The 19,354-nt window shown below is 41.2% G+C and carries 18 protein-coding genes and 1 other RNA gene; 2 read left to right on the top strand and 17 right to left on the bottom strand.

All coding sequences use genetic code 11. The features are described from left to right. Nucleotides 1-181: 181 nt before the first annotated feature. From L0P31_RS03085 to L0P31_RS03005, 17 genes are all read right to left on the bottom strand, one after another. Nucleotides 182-1,366, bottom strand: a complete 1,185-nt coding sequence (locus tag L0P31_RS03085) for a PspC-like choline-binding domain-containing protein (RefSeq protein WP_238095694.1) — start codon at nucleotides 1,364-1,366, stop codon at nucleotides 182-184. A gap of 111 nt (nucleotides 1,367-1,477) precedes the next feature. Further along, entirely contained in the window at nucleotides 1,478-2,383 is a 906-nt protein-coding gene (locus L0P31_RS03080; RefSeq protein WP_238095692.1) for a C40 family peptidase, read from the bottom strand. A 277-nt stretch (nucleotides 2,384-2,660) separates the two neighbouring features. Next, nucleotides 2,661-3,293, bottom strand: coding sequence for a response regulator transcription factor (locus L0P31_RS03075; RefSeq protein ID WP_084888105.1), 633 nt, complete (start codon nucleotides 3,291-3,293; stop codon nucleotides 2,661-2,663). Between the two features lie 10 nt (nucleotides 3,294-3,303). Next, a complete protein-coding gene (locus L0P31_RS03070; protein ID WP_238095690.1) occupies nucleotides 3,304-4,302 on the bottom strand; it encodes an envelope stress sensor histidine kinase LiaS in 999 nt (332 codons plus the stop codon). Beyond that, nucleotides 4,299-4,997 (bottom strand): cell wall-active antibiotics response protein LiaF, encoded by a 699-nt coding sequence (liaF, locus tag L0P31_RS03065; RefSeq protein ID WP_001224652.1) that lies wholly within the window; start codon nucleotides 4,995-4,997, stop codon nucleotides 4,299-4,301. Before liaF ends, L0P31_RS03070 begins: the two co-directional genes overlap by 4 nt. A 77-nt stretch (nucleotides 4,998-5,074) precedes the next feature. After that, the gene (gene fni / locus L0P31_RS03060; protein ID WP_238095688.1) at nucleotides 5,075-6,085 is read right to left on the bottom strand and encodes a type 2 isopentenyl-diphosphate Delta-isomerase; all 1,011 of its coding nucleotides are present in this window, start codon (nucleotides 6,083-6,085) and stop codon (nucleotides 5,075-5,077) included. Next, nucleotides 6,069-7,076: a phosphomevalonate kinase gene (locus L0P31_RS03055; RefSeq protein WP_238095686.1), complete on the bottom strand. Its 1,008-nt coding sequence runs from the start codon at nucleotides 7,074-7,076 to the stop codon at nucleotides 6,069-6,071. Before L0P31_RS03055 ends, fni begins: the two co-directional genes overlap by 17 nt. Next, a complete protein-coding gene (gene mvaD / locus L0P31_RS03050) occupies nucleotides 7,063-8,016 on the bottom strand; it encodes a diphosphomevalonate decarboxylase (protein WP_084925917.1) in 954 nt (317 codons plus the stop codon). Before mvaD ends, L0P31_RS03055 begins: the two co-directional genes overlap by 14 nt. Beyond that, nucleotides 7,998-8,876 carry a mevalonate kinase gene (gene mvk, locus L0P31_RS03045; protein WP_020902966.1) on the bottom strand — a complete coding sequence of 293 codons (879 nt, stop codon included), beginning with the start codon at nucleotides 8,874-8,876 and terminating at the stop codon, nucleotides 7,998-8,000. The genes mvaD and mvk overlap by 19 nt, the downstream gene beginning before the upstream one ends. A gap of 275 nt (nucleotides 8,877-9,151) precedes the next feature. Beyond that, on the bottom strand, nucleotides 9,152-10,156 hold the full coding sequence (locus tag L0P31_RS03040; RefSeq protein WP_049500295.1) for a PspC-like choline-binding domain-containing protein: 1,005 nt from the start codon (nucleotides 10,154-10,156) through the stop codon (nucleotides 9,152-9,154). 99 nt (nucleotides 10,157-10,255) lie between these two features. Then, complete coding sequence (locus L0P31_RS03035; protein ID WP_020903407.1) at nucleotides 10,256-10,945, bottom strand: response regulator transcription factor; 690 nt, start codon at nucleotides 10,943-10,945, stop codon at nucleotides 10,256-10,258. Between the two features lie 11 nt (nucleotides 10,946-10,956). After that, a complete protein-coding gene (gndA, locus tag L0P31_RS03030; RefSeq protein WP_000158772.1) occupies nucleotides 10,957-12,381 on the bottom strand; it encodes an NADP-dependent phosphogluconate dehydrogenase in 1,425 nt (474 codons plus the stop codon). A gap of 75 nt (nucleotides 12,382-12,456) precedes the next feature. Continuing rightward, nucleotides 12,457-13,866 (bottom strand): cell division site-positioning protein MapZ, encoded by a 1,410-nt coding sequence (gene mapZ, locus L0P31_RS03025; protein ID WP_238095684.1) that lies wholly within the window; start codon nucleotides 13,864-13,866, stop codon nucleotides 12,457-12,459. Between the two features lie 12 nt (nucleotides 13,867-13,878). Further along, nucleotides 13,879-15,036, bottom strand: coding sequence for a THUMP domain-containing class I SAM-dependent RNA methyltransferase (locus L0P31_RS03020; protein ID WP_020903409.1), 1,158 nt, complete (start codon nucleotides 15,034-15,036; stop codon nucleotides 13,879-13,881). Nucleotides 15,037-15,120: 84 nt separating this feature from the next. Continuing rightward, an RNA gene (rnpB, locus tag L0P31_RS03015) (RNase P RNA component class B) lies at nucleotides 15,121-15,502 on the bottom strand. 20 nt (nucleotides 15,503-15,522) lie between these two features. Next, nucleotides 15,523-15,852, bottom strand: a complete 330-nt coding sequence (gene gpsB / locus L0P31_RS03010; RefSeq protein ID WP_000146534.1) for a cell division regulator GpsB — start codon at nucleotides 15,850-15,852, stop codon at nucleotides 15,523-15,525. 72 nt (nucleotides 15,853-15,924) lie between these two features. Then, nucleotides 15,925-16,452 (bottom strand): SLOG family protein, encoded by a 528-nt coding sequence (locus L0P31_RS03005; protein WP_238095811.1) that lies wholly within the window; start codon nucleotides 16,450-16,452, stop codon nucleotides 15,925-15,927. 66 nt (nucleotides 16,453-16,518) lie between these two features. Between L0P31_RS03005 and recU the strand changes: the two genes are divergently transcribed. Continuing rightward, the gene (gene recU / locus L0P31_RS03000) at nucleotides 16,519-17,115 is read left to right on the top strand and encodes a Holliday junction resolvase RecU (protein WP_120718976.1); all 597 of its coding nucleotides are present in this window, start codon (nucleotides 16,519-16,521) and stop codon (nucleotides 17,113-17,115) included. Then, on the top strand, nucleotides 17,112-19,295 hold the full coding sequence (gene pbp1a / locus L0P31_RS02995) for a penicillin-binding protein PBP1A (RefSeq protein ID WP_238095682.1): 2,184 nt from the start codon (nucleotides 17,112-17,114) through the stop codon (nucleotides 19,293-19,295). The genes recU and pbp1a overlap by 4 nt, the downstream gene beginning before the upstream one ends. The last annotated feature ends 59 nt before the right edge of the window (nucleotides 19,296-19,354 follow it).

Genomic DNA, 19,354 nt, shown 5'->3' with positions numbered 1-19,354 from the left:
TAACATAACTGGGCGACTTTTTTCAAGTAATGAATGCGCTTTTCAATGATGCTGGAAGTATGGTTTCTTCTTAATTTTCTTTAGAATTCAAATATAATCTTATAAAAGGTATTCAGTAGTGGCTGATTACAGTTAAAAAACGAATCGCCCATACATCCCTCATTAGGCGATTCGTTTTGTATTATTTAACCACAAGAACCTTGTAATATTCATACTTATTTGGCTGTGTAATCTTAATTTTTTGACCATAGAAACCATCGATTTCTTTGTCAAAATAATCTGAAAATCTTGATGGCAAGCGTTTCATCTTAAGAACCTCACCAGATTGGTCTGCATATACAAGGAAATGATAGTGGGTTGTAGACATACCGTCATCAATCAATACAAAGTAACCTGTTTTAAGCTTACCTTGTCCATTATCTAAATGGTATAGTTTATTGTTATTGATTGTGAAGTTAGTAGATGGAAGTCTAAGTCGTACACCTGGGTCTTCTAGATAAAGATCATTGCCAACTTTTTTGATTTCTGATCTAGTTGTCATCTCTGGAAGTGGTGTCACTCTACGACCATCTGCTCCAAAATAATATCGACCTGGTAGATTTTGGAAATTTCGAATAACAGCTTTAGGATCAATTTCTTGTCCTTCTTCTTTATTATCCACTAAAGCCAACATCGTATTGGAAACTTGATCCCCATATTTGTCGGAAAACTTCTTGAACTCAGGTTTGATATACCAAGTGTTTTTATCCACGATAACATCAGTAAAGTTATTTCCGTCAAATTTTGCTGTAATCAGATATTCATATCCATCACCTAAACGAACAATGTCACCATTTTTATAAGGGCTATTTCGTAAAGTGAACATATGGCCATCCTTGCCGAGAATATAGCCTGTCCCATCACTAGAATTTACAACTCTATCAGAGGCCATTGCACCTGATTGTTCAAAATAATACCAATTACCACCTATGAACACCCAACCTGTCATCATAGAACCACTAAAATGAAGATAGTACCATGTAGATCCTTCTTTGTACCAACCTGTACGCATGGCGCCACTATCTGCTAGTGAGTACCATGTGTTACCTTCCTTGTACCAGCCAGTACGCATAGCGCCACTATCTGCTAGTGAATACCATGTATTGCCTTCTTTGAGCCAACCTGTCTGCATTTTACCAGCGCTATCGAAGTGGTACCAAGAACCAGCATTTTGTACCCATTTATCCTTAGCTAGACTGCCATCTTGTGAAAGATTCCAGTCAGCACCATTTTTAACCCAAGTATCTGCAGCCTGTGCTTGGTTGATAGATAAAAGTAGACCAGCACCTGCAAGTAAACCAAGTGTAAGTAGTTTAGATTTTTTCATAGCCATTTCCTCCTATATTGAATAGCTATAAGAGGACTTACCTCTTTATTTAGCTATATTCTAATACTTTTCATAGCCAAAACCAATAATATTGTAAAAAATTAGACAATATTACCAATATCTACGGATTGTATTTTGATCCATTCCGTATTGATTCATATAAGAAACATATTGACCTCTATCTGGAGCATGAACAACTTTTCCACCTCCAACGTAGATACCTACATGTTGATTTGAACCTTGGTCGCCATTGTACAATATTAAATCTCCAGGAAGTTGTGAACCACTATATATAAATTTCCCTCCTTCAGCTTGTTCTCCAGTTGTTCTACCAATATAAATATCAAAGCAGGCATGAATTGCTTGAGTGAATCCAGAACAATCAGCACCGATACTCTTATTTAATGTAGCTGCTCCATATTGATAAGGTAATGAACCTATAAAGGTTTCTGCATATTCAGCAATTGCCTGCCCCTTATTTTCTACGCAAACACCGTTAGATCTAAAGAAATAAGGTTTCCCATTAACTCTATTGTAATCGGTTAGCATAGCTCCATCATTTGAAAGATAGTACCAATTACCATCTGGGTTAATCCACTCATTTGATTTCATCCAACCTTGATCATCAAAATAATACCATTTCTCATCTAAGAATTCCCAATGTTTAGCATACCCACCTGAAGTATATTTGAACCACCAGCGGCCATCTGTTTGCATCCAGGTTCCTTTACCATCTCTATTTTGATTAAATGCTATTTTTTCTTGATCGCCTTCTACTTGCGTTAATTCTCTAGGAGAAAATCCTACCAACTTAACTTGTTCTGCATCTTCAACCTTAATTTTACCTTCTTTAACAAGTTGATCAATTGCTTCTTTCTCGCTTGTATACTGTGAAGTTGTTTGTGATGTAGTCACTTTAGTGGTAGACGTTGTAGTTTCTGCATTAACTACATAAGTAGTTGATAACAAAGCTCCTGAAGTAAGTAATAAAGCTGCATAAGTAATATATTTTTTCATGACAAAAATCCTTTCTTCAAAATCCCTTAACGCTCTAGTGACCTTATTTTGATAATTTACGGAGACATACCTGTAACCTCCTTTTGGATTTTATATATCCTTTGATAAATACTACATTACTTTAGTTATCTTTAGCTTCATTTTACTCCCCTATAAAATGAATGTCAACAAATAACATAAAACATTGTGAAAAAAATATTTTATCGTGCTAGAGGTACTTGCTCGCTTCTTTGATACTAAGCTCAGCCATTTCTCCAATATTATTCTTATATAACAATTAAAAATCTTCCTGCCCCACCAAGTGATGCTGAAAGGCATAAACTGCTGCCTGGGTGCGATCGCTGACCTCCAGCTTGGCTAGGATATTGGACACATGAGTCTTGACCGTCTTGAGAGAGATAAAAAGTTCGTCTGCGATGCGCTGATTTTCGTAGCCCTTGGCGATGAGTTGAAGCACATCTCGCTCACGCGCAGTTAAGTCCTCATGTAGTTCTATATGATTGCGGTGGTATTCGACCTTCTTACTGACCTCTTGCTCAATGGCCAGCTCCCCAGTAGCTACCTTACGAACAGCGTGCAGCAATTCATCCGCACTTGAAGTCTTGAGCATATAGCCCCTAGCACCAGCATTTAAGACAGGCATGATTTTTTCATTGTCTAAGTAAGAGGTCACAATCAAAATCTTGGCTTCAGGCCATTCTTTGAGGATGGCCAAGGTCGCGTCAATTCCATTCATCTCAGGCATGACGATATCCATGACAATGACATCTGGACGCAGTTCCAAGGCCAAGTCAATGCCTTGAGATCCGTTGGCAGCCTCACCTACAACTTCTACATCATCTTGGAGGTCAAAGTAGCTTTTCAAGCCCAATCGGACCATTTCATGGTCATCTACTAGTAAAATTTTCATCTCTACTCCTTTATAACTCATTATCTAACAGGGGAATACGGATATCAACCGCCAGACCTTGCTTGGGAGCTGTCAAGAGTTGAACCGTTCCTGCCATATCTTCGACTCGCTCCTTGATATTCCGCAGTCCATAACTCAAGTCGTCTAAACTCCCTAACTGGAAACCAATCCCATTGTCCACCACCTTCAGCTGCAATTCAAGATCCGTCTGATAGAGATAGACATCCAGACAAGAGGCCTGGGCATGGCGGAGGGTATTGCTGATCAATTCTTGCAGAATACGGAAGATATGCTCCTCGATTTTCTTAGGCAATTTAGATACATTTTGCTTGAGACTGACCTTGAGATAACTCTTGTCCTCAAGCTCTTTTAAGAGAATTTGGATTCCTTCAACCAGACTCTTCTGCTCCAGTTCAACTGGTCGCAAATGCAAGAGCAAGACCCGCAAATCCTTCTGGGCGGTTTCTAAAATAGCTGTGACACTCTGCAACTGGGTCTGCATCTTTTCTCTATTCAGTTTCAAAGCCTGCTGGCTGACACCTGATAAAATCATGTGGGCCGCAAACAACTCCTGACTGACCGTATCGTGCAAATCCCGAGCAATCCGCTTCCGTTCTTTCTCGATGATTTCCTCTTCCTGAGCAAGACTCTGATTTTCAGCTTTTTGAAGCGCTTCTGTCAAGAGGTTAAGTTTACCTGACAAGGACTTGAAACTGGTATCCAAATCTGGATCTGCAACCTGAACCACTTCTTGCCCTGCCAATAATCGCTTGAGATTGACCTGCATTTTTCTTAGAGAAAGCTCTTCAATACCTCGCCAAAACAGGGCTAAGAGAAAGGTCATGGACATGCTGAATACCAACAACAAAAAGACAAATTTTTCTGTTTTTGCGACATCATGCAAGAAAATAGACCAGTCAAAGTCAAGGATGTCCATCAAGCTGTGAGACAGAAATAAGACAAACAAGATGGAGGTGAGAGCAATGATTACATAAGCTTGTTTTTTCATCCTCTGACCACCTCCACATCGCCAATCATAGTGGTCAAGAAAATCTTGACACTCTTGTTACTCTTGAGATAGTCTCTTGTTTCTTGATGATAGTGTTCATTACGGAGGGCTCGCTTGGGCTGGTTGAAAAAAGTCAAATCACCATAGAGACAGTTAACGCTGAGACTGACTTCCACATCTACAGGCACAATGATTTTGGTCGTACCTACCATCTTTCTGAGGATAATGACATTATCGTGATTAGTTAAGATGACCCTCTCCAGATGAATGGTATCCTTGCCCATGAGGCGAAAGAGATTGATATCATCAAACTGGCAAGTCTGGTAGCTTGAAAAATGATGGAGATTGCCAAACCAACGATTTTTCTCCTTCTTAACCGTTACCACCTCTTCAAAAACCAAATTTGTCTGCTCTTTTTCCTGGTTCATCATCGGATAAAGAAGAAAGAGGCTATAGATGACCGCAACAAAAATAGCTAGAATCACAAAGGGATTGAGCATGACGATGAAAAAGAAGAGAATGGTTGCCACCACTAAAAGAAGATTATTGCCCTCTTTACCAGTGTAATAGCGAATCAAAAGCAAAAAGAGGAATAGAATCAGCAGAAAACGCGAAAAATGCTCTGATACCATCAAAATCAGAGCTCCTGTCAGAAGACAGGCTTCGATAAATAAAAAGATTTTAAATTTTCTCATAGGTACATCCTCTCCCTTCTATTTTATCACAATTCAAAAAAGTCACCTCGGTCTGAAGATGGAAAAAAAGGCGGTGGTTACGCCTTTTTCATCTGATCCTTTGCTTCTTTTAATTTTCCATAAAGAAGATAGTCTACTTTTTGTAAATCTGCTATAGTGGCACAATTAAGGGCACACATAATCAAACGCAGGTCGTCTTTCCAGCCTTGGACAATGCCAATCACTTCTTCGACTGTGTAGCTTTCAACCAATTCCAGAACGGTTCGAGACAGGCCTACAGCCTTAGCACCAAAGACCAAACACTTAATCATATCCAGCGGATTGCGAACACCTCCACTAACTAAGAGTTGGACCTTGTCTTTCCAGTCTTGGGCATTGATAAGGGCCTGCATGGTGGACTGGCCCCATTGATTGAGGTAGTCACGTTGACCACTGCGACGGTTTTCGATATAAGCAAAGCTGGTGCCACCACGTCCTGATAGATCCACTGTACGAACACCCAGTTCATAGGCTCTTTCGATGGTCTTGGCATCCATTCCAAAGCCCACTTCCTTTAGGACAATAGGAACGGGGATTTGCTTGCTATAGTCTGCCAGATGCGATTGCCAGCTTCTGAACTTCCTTTCTCCTTCGGGCATGAGTAATTCCTGCATGACATTAACATGCACTTGAAGGAGGAGAGGATTCATCTCTTCTACGGTCTGAAGTCCTAACTCAACAGGCTTGTCCAATCCAATATTGGTTCCAAGAAGGAGATTTGGATGATCAGACTTGACAGAAAAAGAGTCATCTGCTGGATCTTTGAGGGCTGCGCTATAAGAACCCGTTACAAATAAAATACCACAGGCTTCCGCCACCTGAGCTAGTTTTTGATTGATTTCTTTACCTTTTTCACTCCCACCTGTCATGGCATTGATATAAAAAGGAAAATCCCACTTTCGACCAGCAAATTCTGTCGAAAGATCGATTTCATCCAGATCGTAAAGAGGCAAGGAAGAATGAATCAACTCCACCTCATCAAAGCTATTATAGGAACTTTTCTGCTCAAGGGCATAGCGGATGTGCTCATCCTTACGATTTGTCGTCATGTCCTATCCTTTCTTGGTATAAGAGCTCAATCCCCAGATCGGCCCAACGGTTTTTTAGGGTTTCAGTTGATTGCTCATCAAAACTCAAGGCAATGCCACAGTCACCACCACCAGCACCGCTACTCTTGGCAACAGCCTGCAAATCTTGACTGACTTCTTTCAACTGTCTAAGCGAAGGCGTGTAAATATCTACGCTCAAGCCTTCTAAAAGCTGGCTGGCTACTTCTACTTGCTCGATAATTTTTTCTGATTCCCCCTGCTCCAAGGCTTCTACTAAAGCAGCCACCGTTTCTTTTGAGGAGCTTAAAAAATTCTGATTGATATTTTGCTTGATTTGCTGGACCATGTGATTCGATACAGCCACTTCCTTGGTCCATCCCACTAGGAAATCACATTCTAGGGTTGGTTTCACTTGTGAGATAGAAAAGCCCCACTCACGCTCTAAAACTGTCGGCAAGTTTTCTTCTTCCAACCAAGCAGCCACCTTCTGGCGATCAAAAGACTGGTAGAGAATCAAATCTTCTGCCACAATACAGGCAATGTCCCCCATAGAACCATTGTCTCCGCGCTTGAGCAAGACAGCACTGGCCAGCTTGAACAAGAGATCCTGATCAACCGAAAGATTATACAGAGCCAGCAAAGCCTTGATAACCAAGACAACGATGCTACCGCTAGAACCCAGACCAAACTTTTTCCCTTCTCGTTCCATTTTTCCTCGGATTTCCAAAGAAAAAGGTCGCAAGGTCTGCCCACGATAAACGAGGAAATCTTCCACTAAAGCAATCGTTTCTTGAATCAAGCTATAGTCAGTATTTGGTGTCAAATCTACTGCGAAATCAAACATATCTGAGTAGATACGGTAGTGAGTAGAAAAAGCAATCTCTCCCCTCATATAGATGGGAATAGCCTTTATCAAGGCCAACTGCCCTGGTTCTAGAATAGCATATTCACCTGCCCAATAGAGTTTTCCGCAAGTTTTAACAGCAATCATCTTGGCTCAAATCCTTTGTTTTTGACACAATCAAGCGGTAACGCTGACCGAAGATTTCTGATAAATGCTCCAAGTCTTTCTCTTGACATAGGACCTTGACATTGGGACCTGCATCCATGGTAAAGTAGCAGGATTCTCCTTGCTCGCGAAGCTGACGGACAAAGTCCATGGCTTCATAGCTTGCATCGGTCAGATAAGAAAAGGCTGGTGATGCTGTTTTGGTCGTAGCGTGCATAGCCAGGGCATTTTTCTCCGTTAATTCCCCAACCTTGGCAAAGTCATTCTCTTTGAGATAAAGCAGCATATCCTGATAATCCTTCTCAGACTGACACACCCAGTCATCAAAGGTCGTCGAGGTTTCCACACAAAGTTTCATCCCGTCACGGCTAGAGATTGGTTTTTTCTTATCCTCTAGCACCAACATAATCATAGCTAGTTTCAGGTCTGTCTCTACCGGGTAAATTTCTCCGCTATCCTTGTCCCAGGCACCGAGTGGTCCATAAAAACTCCGAGAAGAAGAGCCTGAAGCAAACTTGGCTTCCTGTGCCAACTGACTTCTATCCAATCCAAGCTTGAAATAAGCATTGCAAGCTTTGACCAAGGCGGACAAACCGCTAGAACTTGAGGACAAGCCTGCTGCGGTAGGCATATTGTTCTGAGTATCAATACGGACAAAGCCCTCACCTTCTGGACGGTAACGGTCGATAATCTTTCTCATCTTGGCATGCTCCGCCTCATTTTGTAGTTGACCATTGATATAAAAGGCATCAGCTATTGCATCCGTCGGAAGAGATGACAAGGTTGTCTCTGTGTACATATTCTCCAAAGTCAAAGAAATACTGCTTGTAGCAGGCACCATCTCTTTTTCTTTTTTCTTTCCCCAATATTTGATAATAGCAATATTTGCGTAGGAACGTACTGTTACAGGTTCTCTATCCATGTCTGAACAGCTCCTTTCTCTTCTAATCTTTCAGCTAGTTCTTGAGCTTGTGTCAAATCGGCTGCCAAGGCTATGATACAGCCTCCTAGCCCACCACCGCTCATCTTGGACCCCAGAGCACCATGGCTAAGAGCCGTTTCAACTAAAGAATCTGCCTCAGGGCTACTGACACCAATTTCTTTTAGATGTAAATGCGCTTGACTAAGGATTTGTCCCAGCCCTTCAGCATTTTTTCGTGAAATCGCATCCTCTGCCTGCTGGGTCAATTCTCCCAAGGCATGCAAAAACGGCAGGGCATCCTTGCCCTTGTTTTGAACCACTTGGATGGCTTCACGAGTATGACCATAAACACCGGTATCGGCAATCACCAAATAGGCGGATAAATCCATCTCAAGTTCTGTAAATCCTACGTTCTTAATAAAGCGAATAGGCTGGTCACTGAGACAGGTCTTGGCATCCAAACCACTCGGATTCATATGTGCAATCATCTCAGCCCGATTGACCAAGATTTCTAGTACATCATGAGGCAGTTCTGCCTGATAGTAGTCAAATACCGCTCGAATGGCCGCTATGCTGATAGCTGCTGACGAACCCATTCCTCGTTTTTCAGGGATAGCCGAGTCAATCTCACAGCGAATGCAGGATTCTTTGATATCCAAATACTCCAGAGAAGCATAAACTGCCATGGACAAGGTATCCTCCTCATAGAGACGCCAAGGACTCGCTGCAGGAACTACCTTACAAGTCACTTCCACCTCCAAAAGAGGCAGAGAAATGGCAGGATAACCGTAAACGACCGCATGCTCCCCTATTAAAATAATCTTACTATGTGCCTGACCGACACCAACTTTTTTTGTCATTTTTTCCTTTTGCTAGACGAAAAAGCCGTCTCATACTCAATGAAAATCAAAAAGCAAACTATGAAGCTACCCGCAGGTTGCTCAAAACACTGTTTTGAGGTTGTGGATAGAACTGACGAAGTCAGTAACCATAGCTACGGTAAGGCGACGCTGACGTGGTTTGAATTTGATTTTCGAAGAGTATTATTTTTTTCTACAAGTATTTATTCTCTCCTATCTATTTTATTATATTTTCACAAAAAAAGCGATTGTTTCCTTCACAATCGCCTCTTTCATTATTGAACCCATTCGCCATTATAATTGACAGAATAGCCATCTACGGTCGTATTCACTGCCAAAGCACCTGAGCTATAAGCGTAGTACCATTTACTACCGACCTGGAACCAACCTGTCTTCATATCTCCATTACTTGCATTTAGGTAGTACCAAGTTGAACCATCTTTCACCCAACCAGTTGCCATAGCTCCTGATGAACGGAGATAGTACCACTTGTTACCAAGGTTTTGCCAACCAATTTTCAGATCACCATTTGACTGGTCTAAATAATACCAAGTTGAGCCTTCTTGATACCAGCCAGTTGCCATTGCACCTGATGAACGGAAGTAGTACCACTTATTGCCAAGTTGTTTCCAACCAGTTTGCATTGTAGCTGTTATTGGATCTAGATAGTACCAAGTTGAGTTATCATTGGTCCAACCACGCACTAGCTCTCCAACCATCAAACTGTCGATACGAGCATCGAAGCCACTATCCTTCTGTAAATAATACCAGTGTCCCTCATCATGAACCCAACCAGTTTTTAAAGTGTGATAACTACGTTGATCTTCAAAATAATAGACTCGTTTCTCTGCTGAACTATCATATTGTTCCCCATGATGTTTGTTGGTATTTGTAGCAGTTTTTGCCTCTAAAACTTGCTTGCCAACAAATTCTTGAAGAACCCCATCTTGACCAAAGTAATACCATTGTGGCATTGGCATAGATTCTAATCTTAAACCATTTGGGTAAGGACCAATTGTACTACCTTTAGATGGAAACGGGATATATTGCCAGCCGACAACCATTTCTCCTGATACATAATCAAAATAATAGGTCTTGCCATCAATAACTCGCCAGGCCTTTTCTTTGATCTCACCCTTCTTGTAGTAGGTTCTACCATTTTCTTGGACAAATTGCCAGCCTTCTGAATCAGCATCATCCGCCAGTACTGCACTTGTTGCTAGCAAACCGAAGAAAAAGACTGCTAATGCAATTTGCATCAATTTTTTTATGATTTTCATTAGACTTATCCTCCATAGCTGATTGTAGCAAATACAAAATCGCATGTCAATATATAGAACACCCCTCAAAAAAGCAGTTACATAACTGCAACTGCTTTTCTATTCTTGCATGGTGTAACCGACACCACGCACGGTTTTAATGTAGCTTTTTTGACCTTTTACATCAAGCTTGCTACGTAGATAACGGATATAGACATCCACGATATTTGTTTCGGTCGCACTTTCATACTTCCAAACACTTTCCAATAACTGCTCACGAGTCAGAACTTTCTTGCTTCCCATAAGAGTAGCCAAGAGGTCATACTCACGACGGGTCAGAGCAATCATCTCTTCGCCACGATAAACGGTATGATGTTCTACATCCATACGCAGATTGCGATAAGACGTTGGAACCTTCATCTGACTACAGTGTTGGTCGATAAAGTCCCGACCTCGGAAAATCGCTGAAATACGGGCCACCAAATTGTCAATAATAACCGGCTTATAGATGTAAGAAACGGCAAAGCGTTGGATTGCCTCAATCTGATCTTGCAATTCTTCGCGATGGTCCAAGACCATGATCACTGAGGCTGGCTTAGTCCGACTCAGCTTGTCTGCAAAATCCTGGGCTGTCATATCCCCCAGACGAGCATTCAATAAAATCAAGTCATAGTCTGTCTGAAGAGCCATGGAGAGGGCCTTTTGCCCCTCCTCAACCTGATCAACTCGGTATTGCTCTTTTTGGAGTTCCAAACTTAAAAAATGAGCTAGATTTCGTTCTTTCTCAAGTAATAAAATCCGTTTCCCCATGGCAGACCTACTTATTTTTCGTCATACCAAGAGTAGTGGAATGTTCCTTCTTTGTCTTTACGTTGGTAAGTGTGGGCACCAAAGTAGTCACGTTGCGCTTGGATCAAGTTAGCTGGAAGGTCAGCTGAACGGTAGCTATCAAAGTAAGTAATAGCTGCTGAGAAAGTTGGCACTGGCACACCAGCTTGAACCGCAAGAGCTACGATATCACGCACTGCTTGTTGGTACTTAGCAGTAACATCCAAGAAGTACTCATCCAAAAGAAGGTTGGCAAGATCTGCATCACGGTTGTAAGCATCTGTAATCTTTTGCAAGAAACGAGAACGGATGATACAGCCATCACGCCAGATAGATGCGATGTCTGCAAATGGCAAGTTCCAGTTATTTTCTTTAGAAGCTACACGCAATTGAGCAAAACCTTGTGCGTATGAAATGATTTTTGAGAAGTAAAGGGCTTGACGGATCTTTTCAATCAACTCAGCCTTGTCTCCTTCAAATTTGAAGGCAGCTGGTTTTGGAAGGACCTTGCTAGCATGCACACGCTCTTCTTTGTATGTAGAGATGTAGCGAGCAAATACTGACTCAGTGATGAGTGACAATGGCACACCAAGGTCAAGAGCTGATTGGCTAGTCCATTTACCCGTTCCTTTGTTTCCTGCAGCATCCAGGATGTAGTCTACGATTGGTCCATCTTGACCTTCATCATCTTTACGGCTCAAGATATCAGCTGTGATTTCGATCAAGTAGCTGTCCAATTCACCCTTGTTCCACTCAGTAAAGATTTCAGCCATATCTTCTGCAGAAAGGCCAAGCAAGTGTTGCATCAAGTCATAGCTTTCTGCAATCAATTGCATGTCACCATACTCGATACCGTTGTGGACCATTTTCACATAGTGACCAGCTCCATCAGGACCGATGTAAGTCACACATGGTTTGCCATCTTCTGGTGCTTTAGCTGAGATTTCTTCAAGAACATCCGCAACCAATTCGTAGGCTTCTTTTTGTCCACCAGGCATGATAGAAGGACCTTCAAGGGCACCTTTTTCACCACCAGAAACTCCAGTACCGATAAAGTTGATCCCTGAGTTTGCTAGTTCTTCATTACGACGGATGGTATCTTTGTAGAAAGTGTTTCCTCCATCAATCAAGATATCACCCTTATCAAGGTGTGGAAGAAGAGCTTGGATAGTTGCATCTGTACCAGGTCCAGCTTGAACCATCAGCATGATACGACGAGGTTTTTCGATTGAGTTTACAAAGCTTTCAACGTCATAGCTTGGCACAAAGTTCTTTTCAGGATGGCAGGCAATTACGTCTTCTGTTTTTTCTTTACTACGGTTGTAAATGGCAACTGTATAACCACGAGATTCGATATTTAGGGCAAGGTTACGACCCATTACGGCCATACCTACGACACCAAAGTTAGCTTTTGTCATGTGACACTCCTCTTGTTTAATTTGTTTTATTTTATCATTTTTACTTTTGAAAAGAAAGAATTTTGTAACGACTGCTTAGTAGTCCAAGTCATCCGCATGTCCAGAACCATTTCCAACAAAGTATCCTGTCTTACAGTTAAGGGTAAAGAGATAGGTTCCGTCTGGCTTGTAGAGGTTGTAATAACCATTGCCATTAACGATATTAACACGTTCAAGGATATATTGGTTACCAGTGATATAACCACGTGAACGTGAAGTCGCTAGAATTTGTTCTAAGACACCATCCGCGAAATCCCAGGCAGAATTATTGCTATCATCAATAGCAGACTGGTTATAAGAAACACGACTCGCACTTCTTTGAACAGCAACTCCTGCACTTGATACACCCATATTGACTTCACTGCGGGTACTTCTAGTTTCAGTTGATGCAGCATTTGAACTACTTGGACTTGTCTCACTAGCAGTATTTTCGCTTGCTTGACGAGAGCTTGAGCTGCTAGTTTCACTTGAACTTGAGCTTGAAGAACTTGTTTGCTGGCTCTTACCAAGGCTGATAGCCTTATCTAGAACTTTATCAAGCTCCGTATTTCCAGTTTTAATATCTGTAAATTTAGCATCCGATTTAGCTTTAGCGTTAGTATCCAAGACACCATCCACAATAGCTGGCTTCTCAAATTGAGCATTGACATCTTGAATGGCCTTGATTTGAGTTGCTAGGCTATCATACTTAGATTTTGCAAGCGTATATTCACGACTACCTTCTAGCTTATCAAGCAAGGTTTTCAGTTGACTCAGCTTATCAAACTGACTATTCTTCAAAGCCGTTTTGTTGCTATCTGTATAGAAGGCATCATATAAATTATTGAATTCTTCTGCATCTGACTGCGTGTTTGTAGTGGATTGAGAAGTCTGGATTTCCTTGGTCGAACGATCCACTTGACGATAAACATAATAACCAGTTCCAAGGATAAGAACCACTAAGGCTGCTAGAATACCGTAAAGCACCCATTTCTTCTTACTTTTTCCATCTTCACTATCTGTGACTCGAGAACGCGTGAGAGCCTCTTCCGTTCCAACTAATGGTACCTCTTCCTTCTCAAATTCTTCGACAAGAGGAGCTTCTGAAACTCGTGTTAATTCTAAATCATCAAACTGACGCAATTCATCTTCTGGAGCTGGAGAAGTTACTCCTGTTTCCTCACGAAGCTCTTGAAGCAAATTATCCAGAGTCTGAGTCTCCTCTACCTCTTCTTTTTCAACTAAATCATCCTTGCTAAACTGACGTGTTTCAAACTTATCTGCCTCAATTTCATCTTTATGTTGTTTCACATACTTGTCCAAGATAGAATCTCCAGGCAACACACCTGCTTCCACCTCTTCATTTTTTCGCATGGCTTCTCCAACCGTTAGCTCTTTGGCATCATCAAAATCAAATTGCGCTTCTTTATGTTCTGTTTTATGACGATTCCGTCTTTTCTTACTCATGAGTTTTCCTTCCTACTTTACTTCCTGACGTTTAACACGTTGACCAAAATATTGATACAAATCAACTTTTAAAGTTCCGTTGTACAACTTCCGTTTCTTATCCGCCTGACTACCGTACTTGGTCTCAAAGGCTTCATCACTGGTTAAGATAAACTTGCTCCACGTTTTCAGCGGTGCAAATACTTGACCCATCTCAGCATAAAGCTTGGTAACCCCTGCATCATCTGACAAGCGTTCCCCATAAGGCGGGTTAGAGATAATCACTCCATTGATTTTATCAGAACGCAAATCCTGCACGCGCATCTGCTTAAAGGTAATATCTCCTGCAACCCCTGCTGCCTGAGCATTGACCTTAGCAATTTCCACCATGCGAGCATCGATATCACAGCCCATGATATCTAGCTCAAGCTCACGATCCACTTTCTTAGCTGCTTCAGTACGAACTTCTTGGATCAAGCGATCGCTAATCCAGTTCCATTCCTCAAAAGCAAAGGAGCGACGAAGACCAGGAGCCATCTTTCTAGCAATCATAACTGCCTCGATACAGAAAGTTCCTGAACCACAGGTCGGATCAATCAAGGGTTTGTCTGGATACCAGTTAGAGAGTTGCAAAATAGCTGCTGCCATGTTTTCCTTGATAGGAGCCCCACCTTTTTCGGTACGATAGCCACGTTTAAAGAGGCTAGTCCCTGTCGTATCAATCATGACAGTTACTACATCTTTGAGAATAGAAACCTCAATCTTAAACTCTGGGCCATTCTCCATCAGAGGAATACCTTCTGGGCGGGCGTAGTGTTTCTGCAATTTCTTAACAACGGCCTTCTTTGAAATAGCCTGAACACTGGGTTCATTGTGTAGTTTAGATTTCACACATTTGGCTTTTGAAATCGGAAATCGAGCTCCAAGTGGTAAATAATTTTCCCAATCTAGAGCGAAAACTCCCTGAAAGAGCTCTTCAAAAGTCTTAGCTGGGAAAGTTCCTACGATAATCTTGATACGGTCTGCCGCTCGAAGCCAGAGGTTGGTTTCGATGATGGCTTTCGCATCTCCTTGAAAACGAACACGTCCGTTTTCAACTTGACAATCGTAGCCCAACTCTCGCACTTCACGACCAACGACAGCCTCAAGACCAGCTGCAGCAGTAGCGATTAAATTAAATTCTTTTTTCATTTTCAGTCTTATAAGACCTTTCTGTATGTCCACTTTAAAAAATGAGGTTGAGAAAGTTTTCTCAGCCCCAACCTATATGCAATTTTCTATAAGCCATGTTTTGTTCCAGAAGTGACTAGGACCACTCCCTTCGATAATCATCTGTCTACCACTAACAACTTACAGCTGATAGCAGTCAGAGTACTACGTTCGTTTCCGTGTACTCCATGCCCCGACCGAAATTTGGGTTGCTAGCTTGAGGGGTTTACCGCGTTCCACTCTCTCTGTTTCCAGAAAGACTCCGTCACTGTGGCACTTTCAAGCCTACTCTGGCCTATCCAAGGACTTAGCCATTTCGACTGCCGTAACGATCTCTCGTCCCTAGGCTTATGGATTCGCCTAGCACAAACACTACAGGCATCACAGCCTGTGCTAGCATGGACTTTCCTCATGAAAAGAAATTCTCCTCACGCGATTATCCAAAAATTGCACTTTTCAAATACACTCTTATAAATCAGAGTTATCCAAAATTTGTTTGCCAAATACTTCTTTCTCAAGACGATTTAGACGTTTTAAAATATCAAAATTCGTCATAGAAGTTGTTGCTGTCATTTCAAGTGGTTCTGCTTGAACCGGTGCAGATTCAGGTTTACGAGACAATTCTTCCTTCAACTCTGCAATTTCTTGACGGAGAGACTTGACTAAGGCAGCATAAGTTTCGTAGTCCTTGATGACATCGTCCAAAAATTCATCAACTTCAACCTTACTATATCCACGGACTTCACGTCCAAACTCTTGCTCGAAAATATCTTTTGCTGAAAAAATAATACTTGCCATTTCTCTCTCCATTCTCGGTTTCTAATAGTATTATTATATAAAAAAAGGCAAACAAAAATCAAGGTCAAAGCCTTACTTTTCAGAAAAATTTTCTGCCAGCTCATTTAGGCCTTCAAAGGTTAGCCTTTTTATACGATAACCTTCCTGATTTTTCATCAAATTGTCTATAAATTTTAATTTGGTCTCATTTTCTGGGTCATAGAAAAAATAAGCTAAGTCAGTATTTTCCAGCAAAAATCGTTGGTAGTCTCGTAGTTGCCCCATATGTTCATATTTAGGATAGGCATATTTGACAAAATCGACCTGCTTAAATTGGCTAAGTTTAAGCTGATTCGCTTCATTCCAATTTTCCCCGTGTGTTTCAAAATCAAAAATGGTCGCTAGGTTGAAACCATATTCTTCTTTCATTTCATTTGCGACATCCAGCACCCAAGATTCAAATCCCAAGTTTCCTGTAAAGACCAGCCATTTAATCCCTTCTTCTGCTAAACTTTCTAAATCACGGCGAATGGCTTTCTTTATAATTTTTAACCTGATATCTTTTTCATTAAACAAATCCAAGTCAAAATTAGAATATCCCATAATTAAAGCTGTAGTCATTTTTACACCTTTCTTTCTATTTTTATGGTATAATAGAGTGATGTTATTGTACCAATAAGGAGAAATATGGTCAACTATCCTCATAAAATTTCATCAAAAAAAAGCCAAACATCCATTTCTCAACCAAAAAATTTCGCAAATCGAGGAATGACTTTTGAAAAGATGATTAACGCTACAAACGACTACTATCTGACGCATGGTATGGCAGTTATCCATAAAAAACCAACGCCTGTTCAAATCGTTCGAGTAGACTATCCTCAACGTAGTCGAGCCAAGATTGTAGAAGCCTATTTTAGACAAGCTTCCACAACAGATTACTCTGGCGTATATAGAGGACATTACATTGACTTTGAAGCCAAGGAAACGCGGCAAAAAAATGCTATCCCAATGAAGAACTTCCATCTTCACCAGATTCAACATATGGAACAAGTTCTAGAACAGCAGGGCATTTGCTTCGTACTGCTTCATTTTTCTTCTCGACAAGAAACTTATTTGTTGCCGGCACTTGATTTGATTCGCTTTTATCATCAAGATAAGGGCCAAAAATCAATGCCACTTGGATATATCAAAGAATACGGATATTTAATAAAGCAAGGAGCTTTCCCTCAAATTCCCTATCTCGATATTATCAAAGAACATTTACTAGGTGGTAAAACAAGATGAATAAACAAACTATTCTGCGATTCTTAAAGTATATTGGAATTACATTTCTTACCTTATTTATCGCATTATTTCTATTGGGTGGAGGTATCTTCCTCTACTTTGTTAGCAAGGCTCCAGCCTTATCTGAAAGTAAATTAGTTGCGACAACCTCTAGCAAGATTTATGACAATAAAAACGAACTGATTGCTGACCTTGGATCTGAACGTCGCGTAAATGCCCAAGCAAATGAAATTCCTACTGACTTGGTCAAGGCCATCGTGTCTATCGAAGACCACCGTTTCTTTGATCATAGAGGTGTTGATACCATTCGTATCATGGGGGCGGCATTGAGAAACCTCCAAGGGAAAGGAGGGCTCCAAGGGGCTTCAACCTTGACTCAGCAATTGATTAAATTAACTTATTTCTCTACTTCAACTGCCGATCAAACCTTGTCACGTAAAGCCCAAGAAGCTTGGCTAGCCGTTCAATTAGAGCAAAAAGCAACCAAGCAAGAAATCCTGACCTACTACATCAACAAAGTCTACATGTCTAACGGTAACTATGGAATGCAAACCGCAGCCGAAAATTACTATGGAAAAGACTTGAAGGATTTAAGCTTGCCACAGTTAGCACTCCTAGCCGGAATGCCTCAAGCACCAAACCAATATGATCCATATTCCCATCCAGAAGCTGCTCTAGAGCGTCGTAACTTGGTACTTTCAGAAATGAAGGGACAGAAGTATATCAGTGCAGAAGATTACGAAAAAGCTATTAATACGCCTATCACTGACGGTCTTCAAAGCTTGAAGTCAGCCAATAGTTACCCAGCCTATATGGACAACTACCTCAAAGAAGTAATCGACCAAGTCGAACAAGAAACGGGCTACAACCTTCTTACCACAGGTATGGAAGTCTATACTAATGTCGACAAAAATGTTCAACAGAGACTTTGGGATGTATACAATACAGATGAGTACGTTGCTTATCCAGATGATGAACTTCAAGTAGCTTCCACTATCGTGGATGTAACGAATGGTAAAGTCATTGCTCAGTTAGGGGCCCGTCACCAATCAAGTAATGTATCTTTTGGAATCAACCAAGCCGTTGAAACCAACCGTGACTGGGGTTCTACTATGAAACCAATCACTGACTATGCTCCCGCTTTAGAATATGGAGTCTATGACTCTACTGCTTCTATTGTACATGATGTTCCTTATAACTATCCTGGTACTGATACTCCTGTCTACAACTGGGATCATGGTTACTTTGGGAATATTACAATTCAGTATGCACTCCAACAATCACGAAATGTCACAGCCGTTGAGACTTTGAATAAGGTCGGTCTAGATAGATCTAAAACCTTCCTTAATGGTCTGGGTATCGACTATCCAAGCATGCATTATGCAAACGCCATTTCAAGTAACACAACTGAATCCAACAAACAGTACGGTGCAAGTAGTGAAAAAATGGCTGCTGCTTATGCCGCCTTTGCTAATGGTGGTATTTACCACAAACCAATGTATATCAATAAAATCGTCTTCAGTGATGGTAGTGAAAAAGAATTTTCTGATGCTGGTACACGAGCTATGAAAGAAACTACTGCCTATATGATGACCGAAATGATGAAAACTGTTTTAGCTTACGGAACCGGACGTGGTGCTTACCTACCATGGCTTCCACAAGCAGGTAAGACAGGTACTTCTAACTATACTGATGACGAAATTGAAAAGTATATCAAGAACACTGGCTACGTAGCTCCAGATGAAATGTTTGTAGGTTATACTCGTAAGTATTCTATGGCTGTATGGACTGGTTACTCAAATCGTTTAACTCCAATCGTTGGAGATGGTTTCCTAGTTGCTGCTAAGGTTTATCGCTCAATGATATCGTATCTATCAGAAGATGATCAACCTGGAGATTGGACGATGCCAGACGGCCTGTTCCGAAATGGAGAATTCGTCTTCCAGAACAACGCGAAGAACACATGGAATAATTCAGCAACACAACAAACACAAACGGTAGAAACTCCAAGCACAACAGCTGAAAGTTCAACTACACAGGCAAGTACGACGGTTGGTCAACAACCCAATAATGCTCCAGCAACTGATCCTAATCAAGGACAAGCTGGCCAGGCTGTTCAACCGACACAACCAGTACAACCAACGCCACAAAATCCACAAGTTCAACAACCACAACAGTGAGATGAAAGAAAATCCTGAGAATAAAAACTCAGGATTTTTTCTACAAAAAAATTAGTTTC

The sequence above is a fragment of the Streptococcus mitis genome, assembly GCF_022137125.1.
Lineage (GTDB): Bacteria > Bacillota > Bacilli > Lactobacillales > Streptococcaceae > Streptococcus > Streptococcus mitis_CE.
This window is presented reverse-complemented; position numbering and strand designations above follow the sequence as displayed.

Bases quoted from the DNA above. Each gene is read 5' to 3' on its own strand.
- L0P31_RS03085 (WP_238095694.1), bottom strand. From the start codon at position 1,366: ATGAAAAAATCTAAACTACTTACACTTGGTTTACTTGCAGGTGCTGGT.
- L0P31_RS03080 (WP_238095692.1), bottom strand. From the start codon at position 2,383: ATGAAAAAATATATTACTTATGCAGCTTTATTACTTACTTCAGGAGCT.
- L0P31_RS03075 (WP_084888105.1), bottom strand. From the start codon at position 3,293: ATGAAAATTTTACTAGTAGATGACCATGAAATGGTCCGATTGGGCTTG.
- L0P31_RS03070 (WP_238095690.1), bottom strand. From the start codon at position 4,302: ATGAAAAAACAAGCTTATGTAATCATTGCTCTCACCTCCATCTTGTTT.
- liaF (WP_001224652.1), bottom strand. From the start codon at position 4,997: ATGAGAAAATTTAAAATCTTTTTATTTATCGAAGCCTGTCTTCTGACA.
- fni (WP_238095688.1), bottom strand. From the start codon at position 6,085: ATGACGACAAATCGTAAGGATGAGCACATCCGCTATGCCCTTGAGCAG.
- L0P31_RS03055 (WP_238095686.1), bottom strand. From the start codon at position 7,076: ATGATTGCTGTTAAAACTTGCGGAAAACTCTATTGGGCAGGTGAATAT.
- mvaD (WP_084925917.1), bottom strand. From the start codon at position 8,016: ATGGATAGAGAACCTGTAACAGTACGTTCCTACGCAAATATTGCTATT.
- mvk (WP_020902966.1), bottom strand. From the start codon at position 8,876: ATGACAAAAAAAGTTGGTGTCGGTCAGGCACATAGTAAGATTATTTTA.
- L0P31_RS03040 (WP_049500295.1), bottom strand. From the start codon at position 10,156: ATGAAAATCATAAAAAAATTGATGCAAATTGCATTAGCAGTCTTTTTC.
- L0P31_RS03035 (WP_020903407.1), bottom strand. From the start codon at position 10,945: ATGGGGAAACGGATTTTATTACTTGAGAAAGAACGAAATCTAGCTCAT.
- gndA (WP_000158772.1), bottom strand. From the start codon at position 12,381: ATGACAAAAGCTAACTTTGGTGTCGTAGGTATGGCCGTAATGGGTCGT.
- mapZ (WP_238095684.1), bottom strand. From the start codon at position 13,866: ATGAGTAAGAAAAGACGGAATCGTCATAAAACAGAACATAAAGAAGCG.
- L0P31_RS03020 (WP_020903409.1), bottom strand. From the start codon at position 15,036: ATGAAAAAAGAATTTAATTTAATCGCTACTGCTGCAGCTGGTCTTGAG.
- gpsB (WP_000146534.1), bottom strand. From the start codon at position 15,852: ATGGCAAGTATTATTTTTTCAGCAAAAGATATTTTCGAGCAAGAGTTT.
- L0P31_RS03005 (WP_238095811.1), bottom strand. From the start codon at position 16,452: ATGACTACAGCTTTAATTATGGGATATTCTAATTTTGACTTGGATTTG.
- recU (WP_120718976.1), top strand. From the start codon at position 16,519: ATGGTCAACTATCCTCATAAAATTTCATCAAAAAAAAGCCAAACATCC.
- pbp1a (WP_238095682.1), top strand. From the start codon at position 17,112: ATGAATAAACAAACTATTCTGCGATTCTTAAAGTATATTGGAATTACA.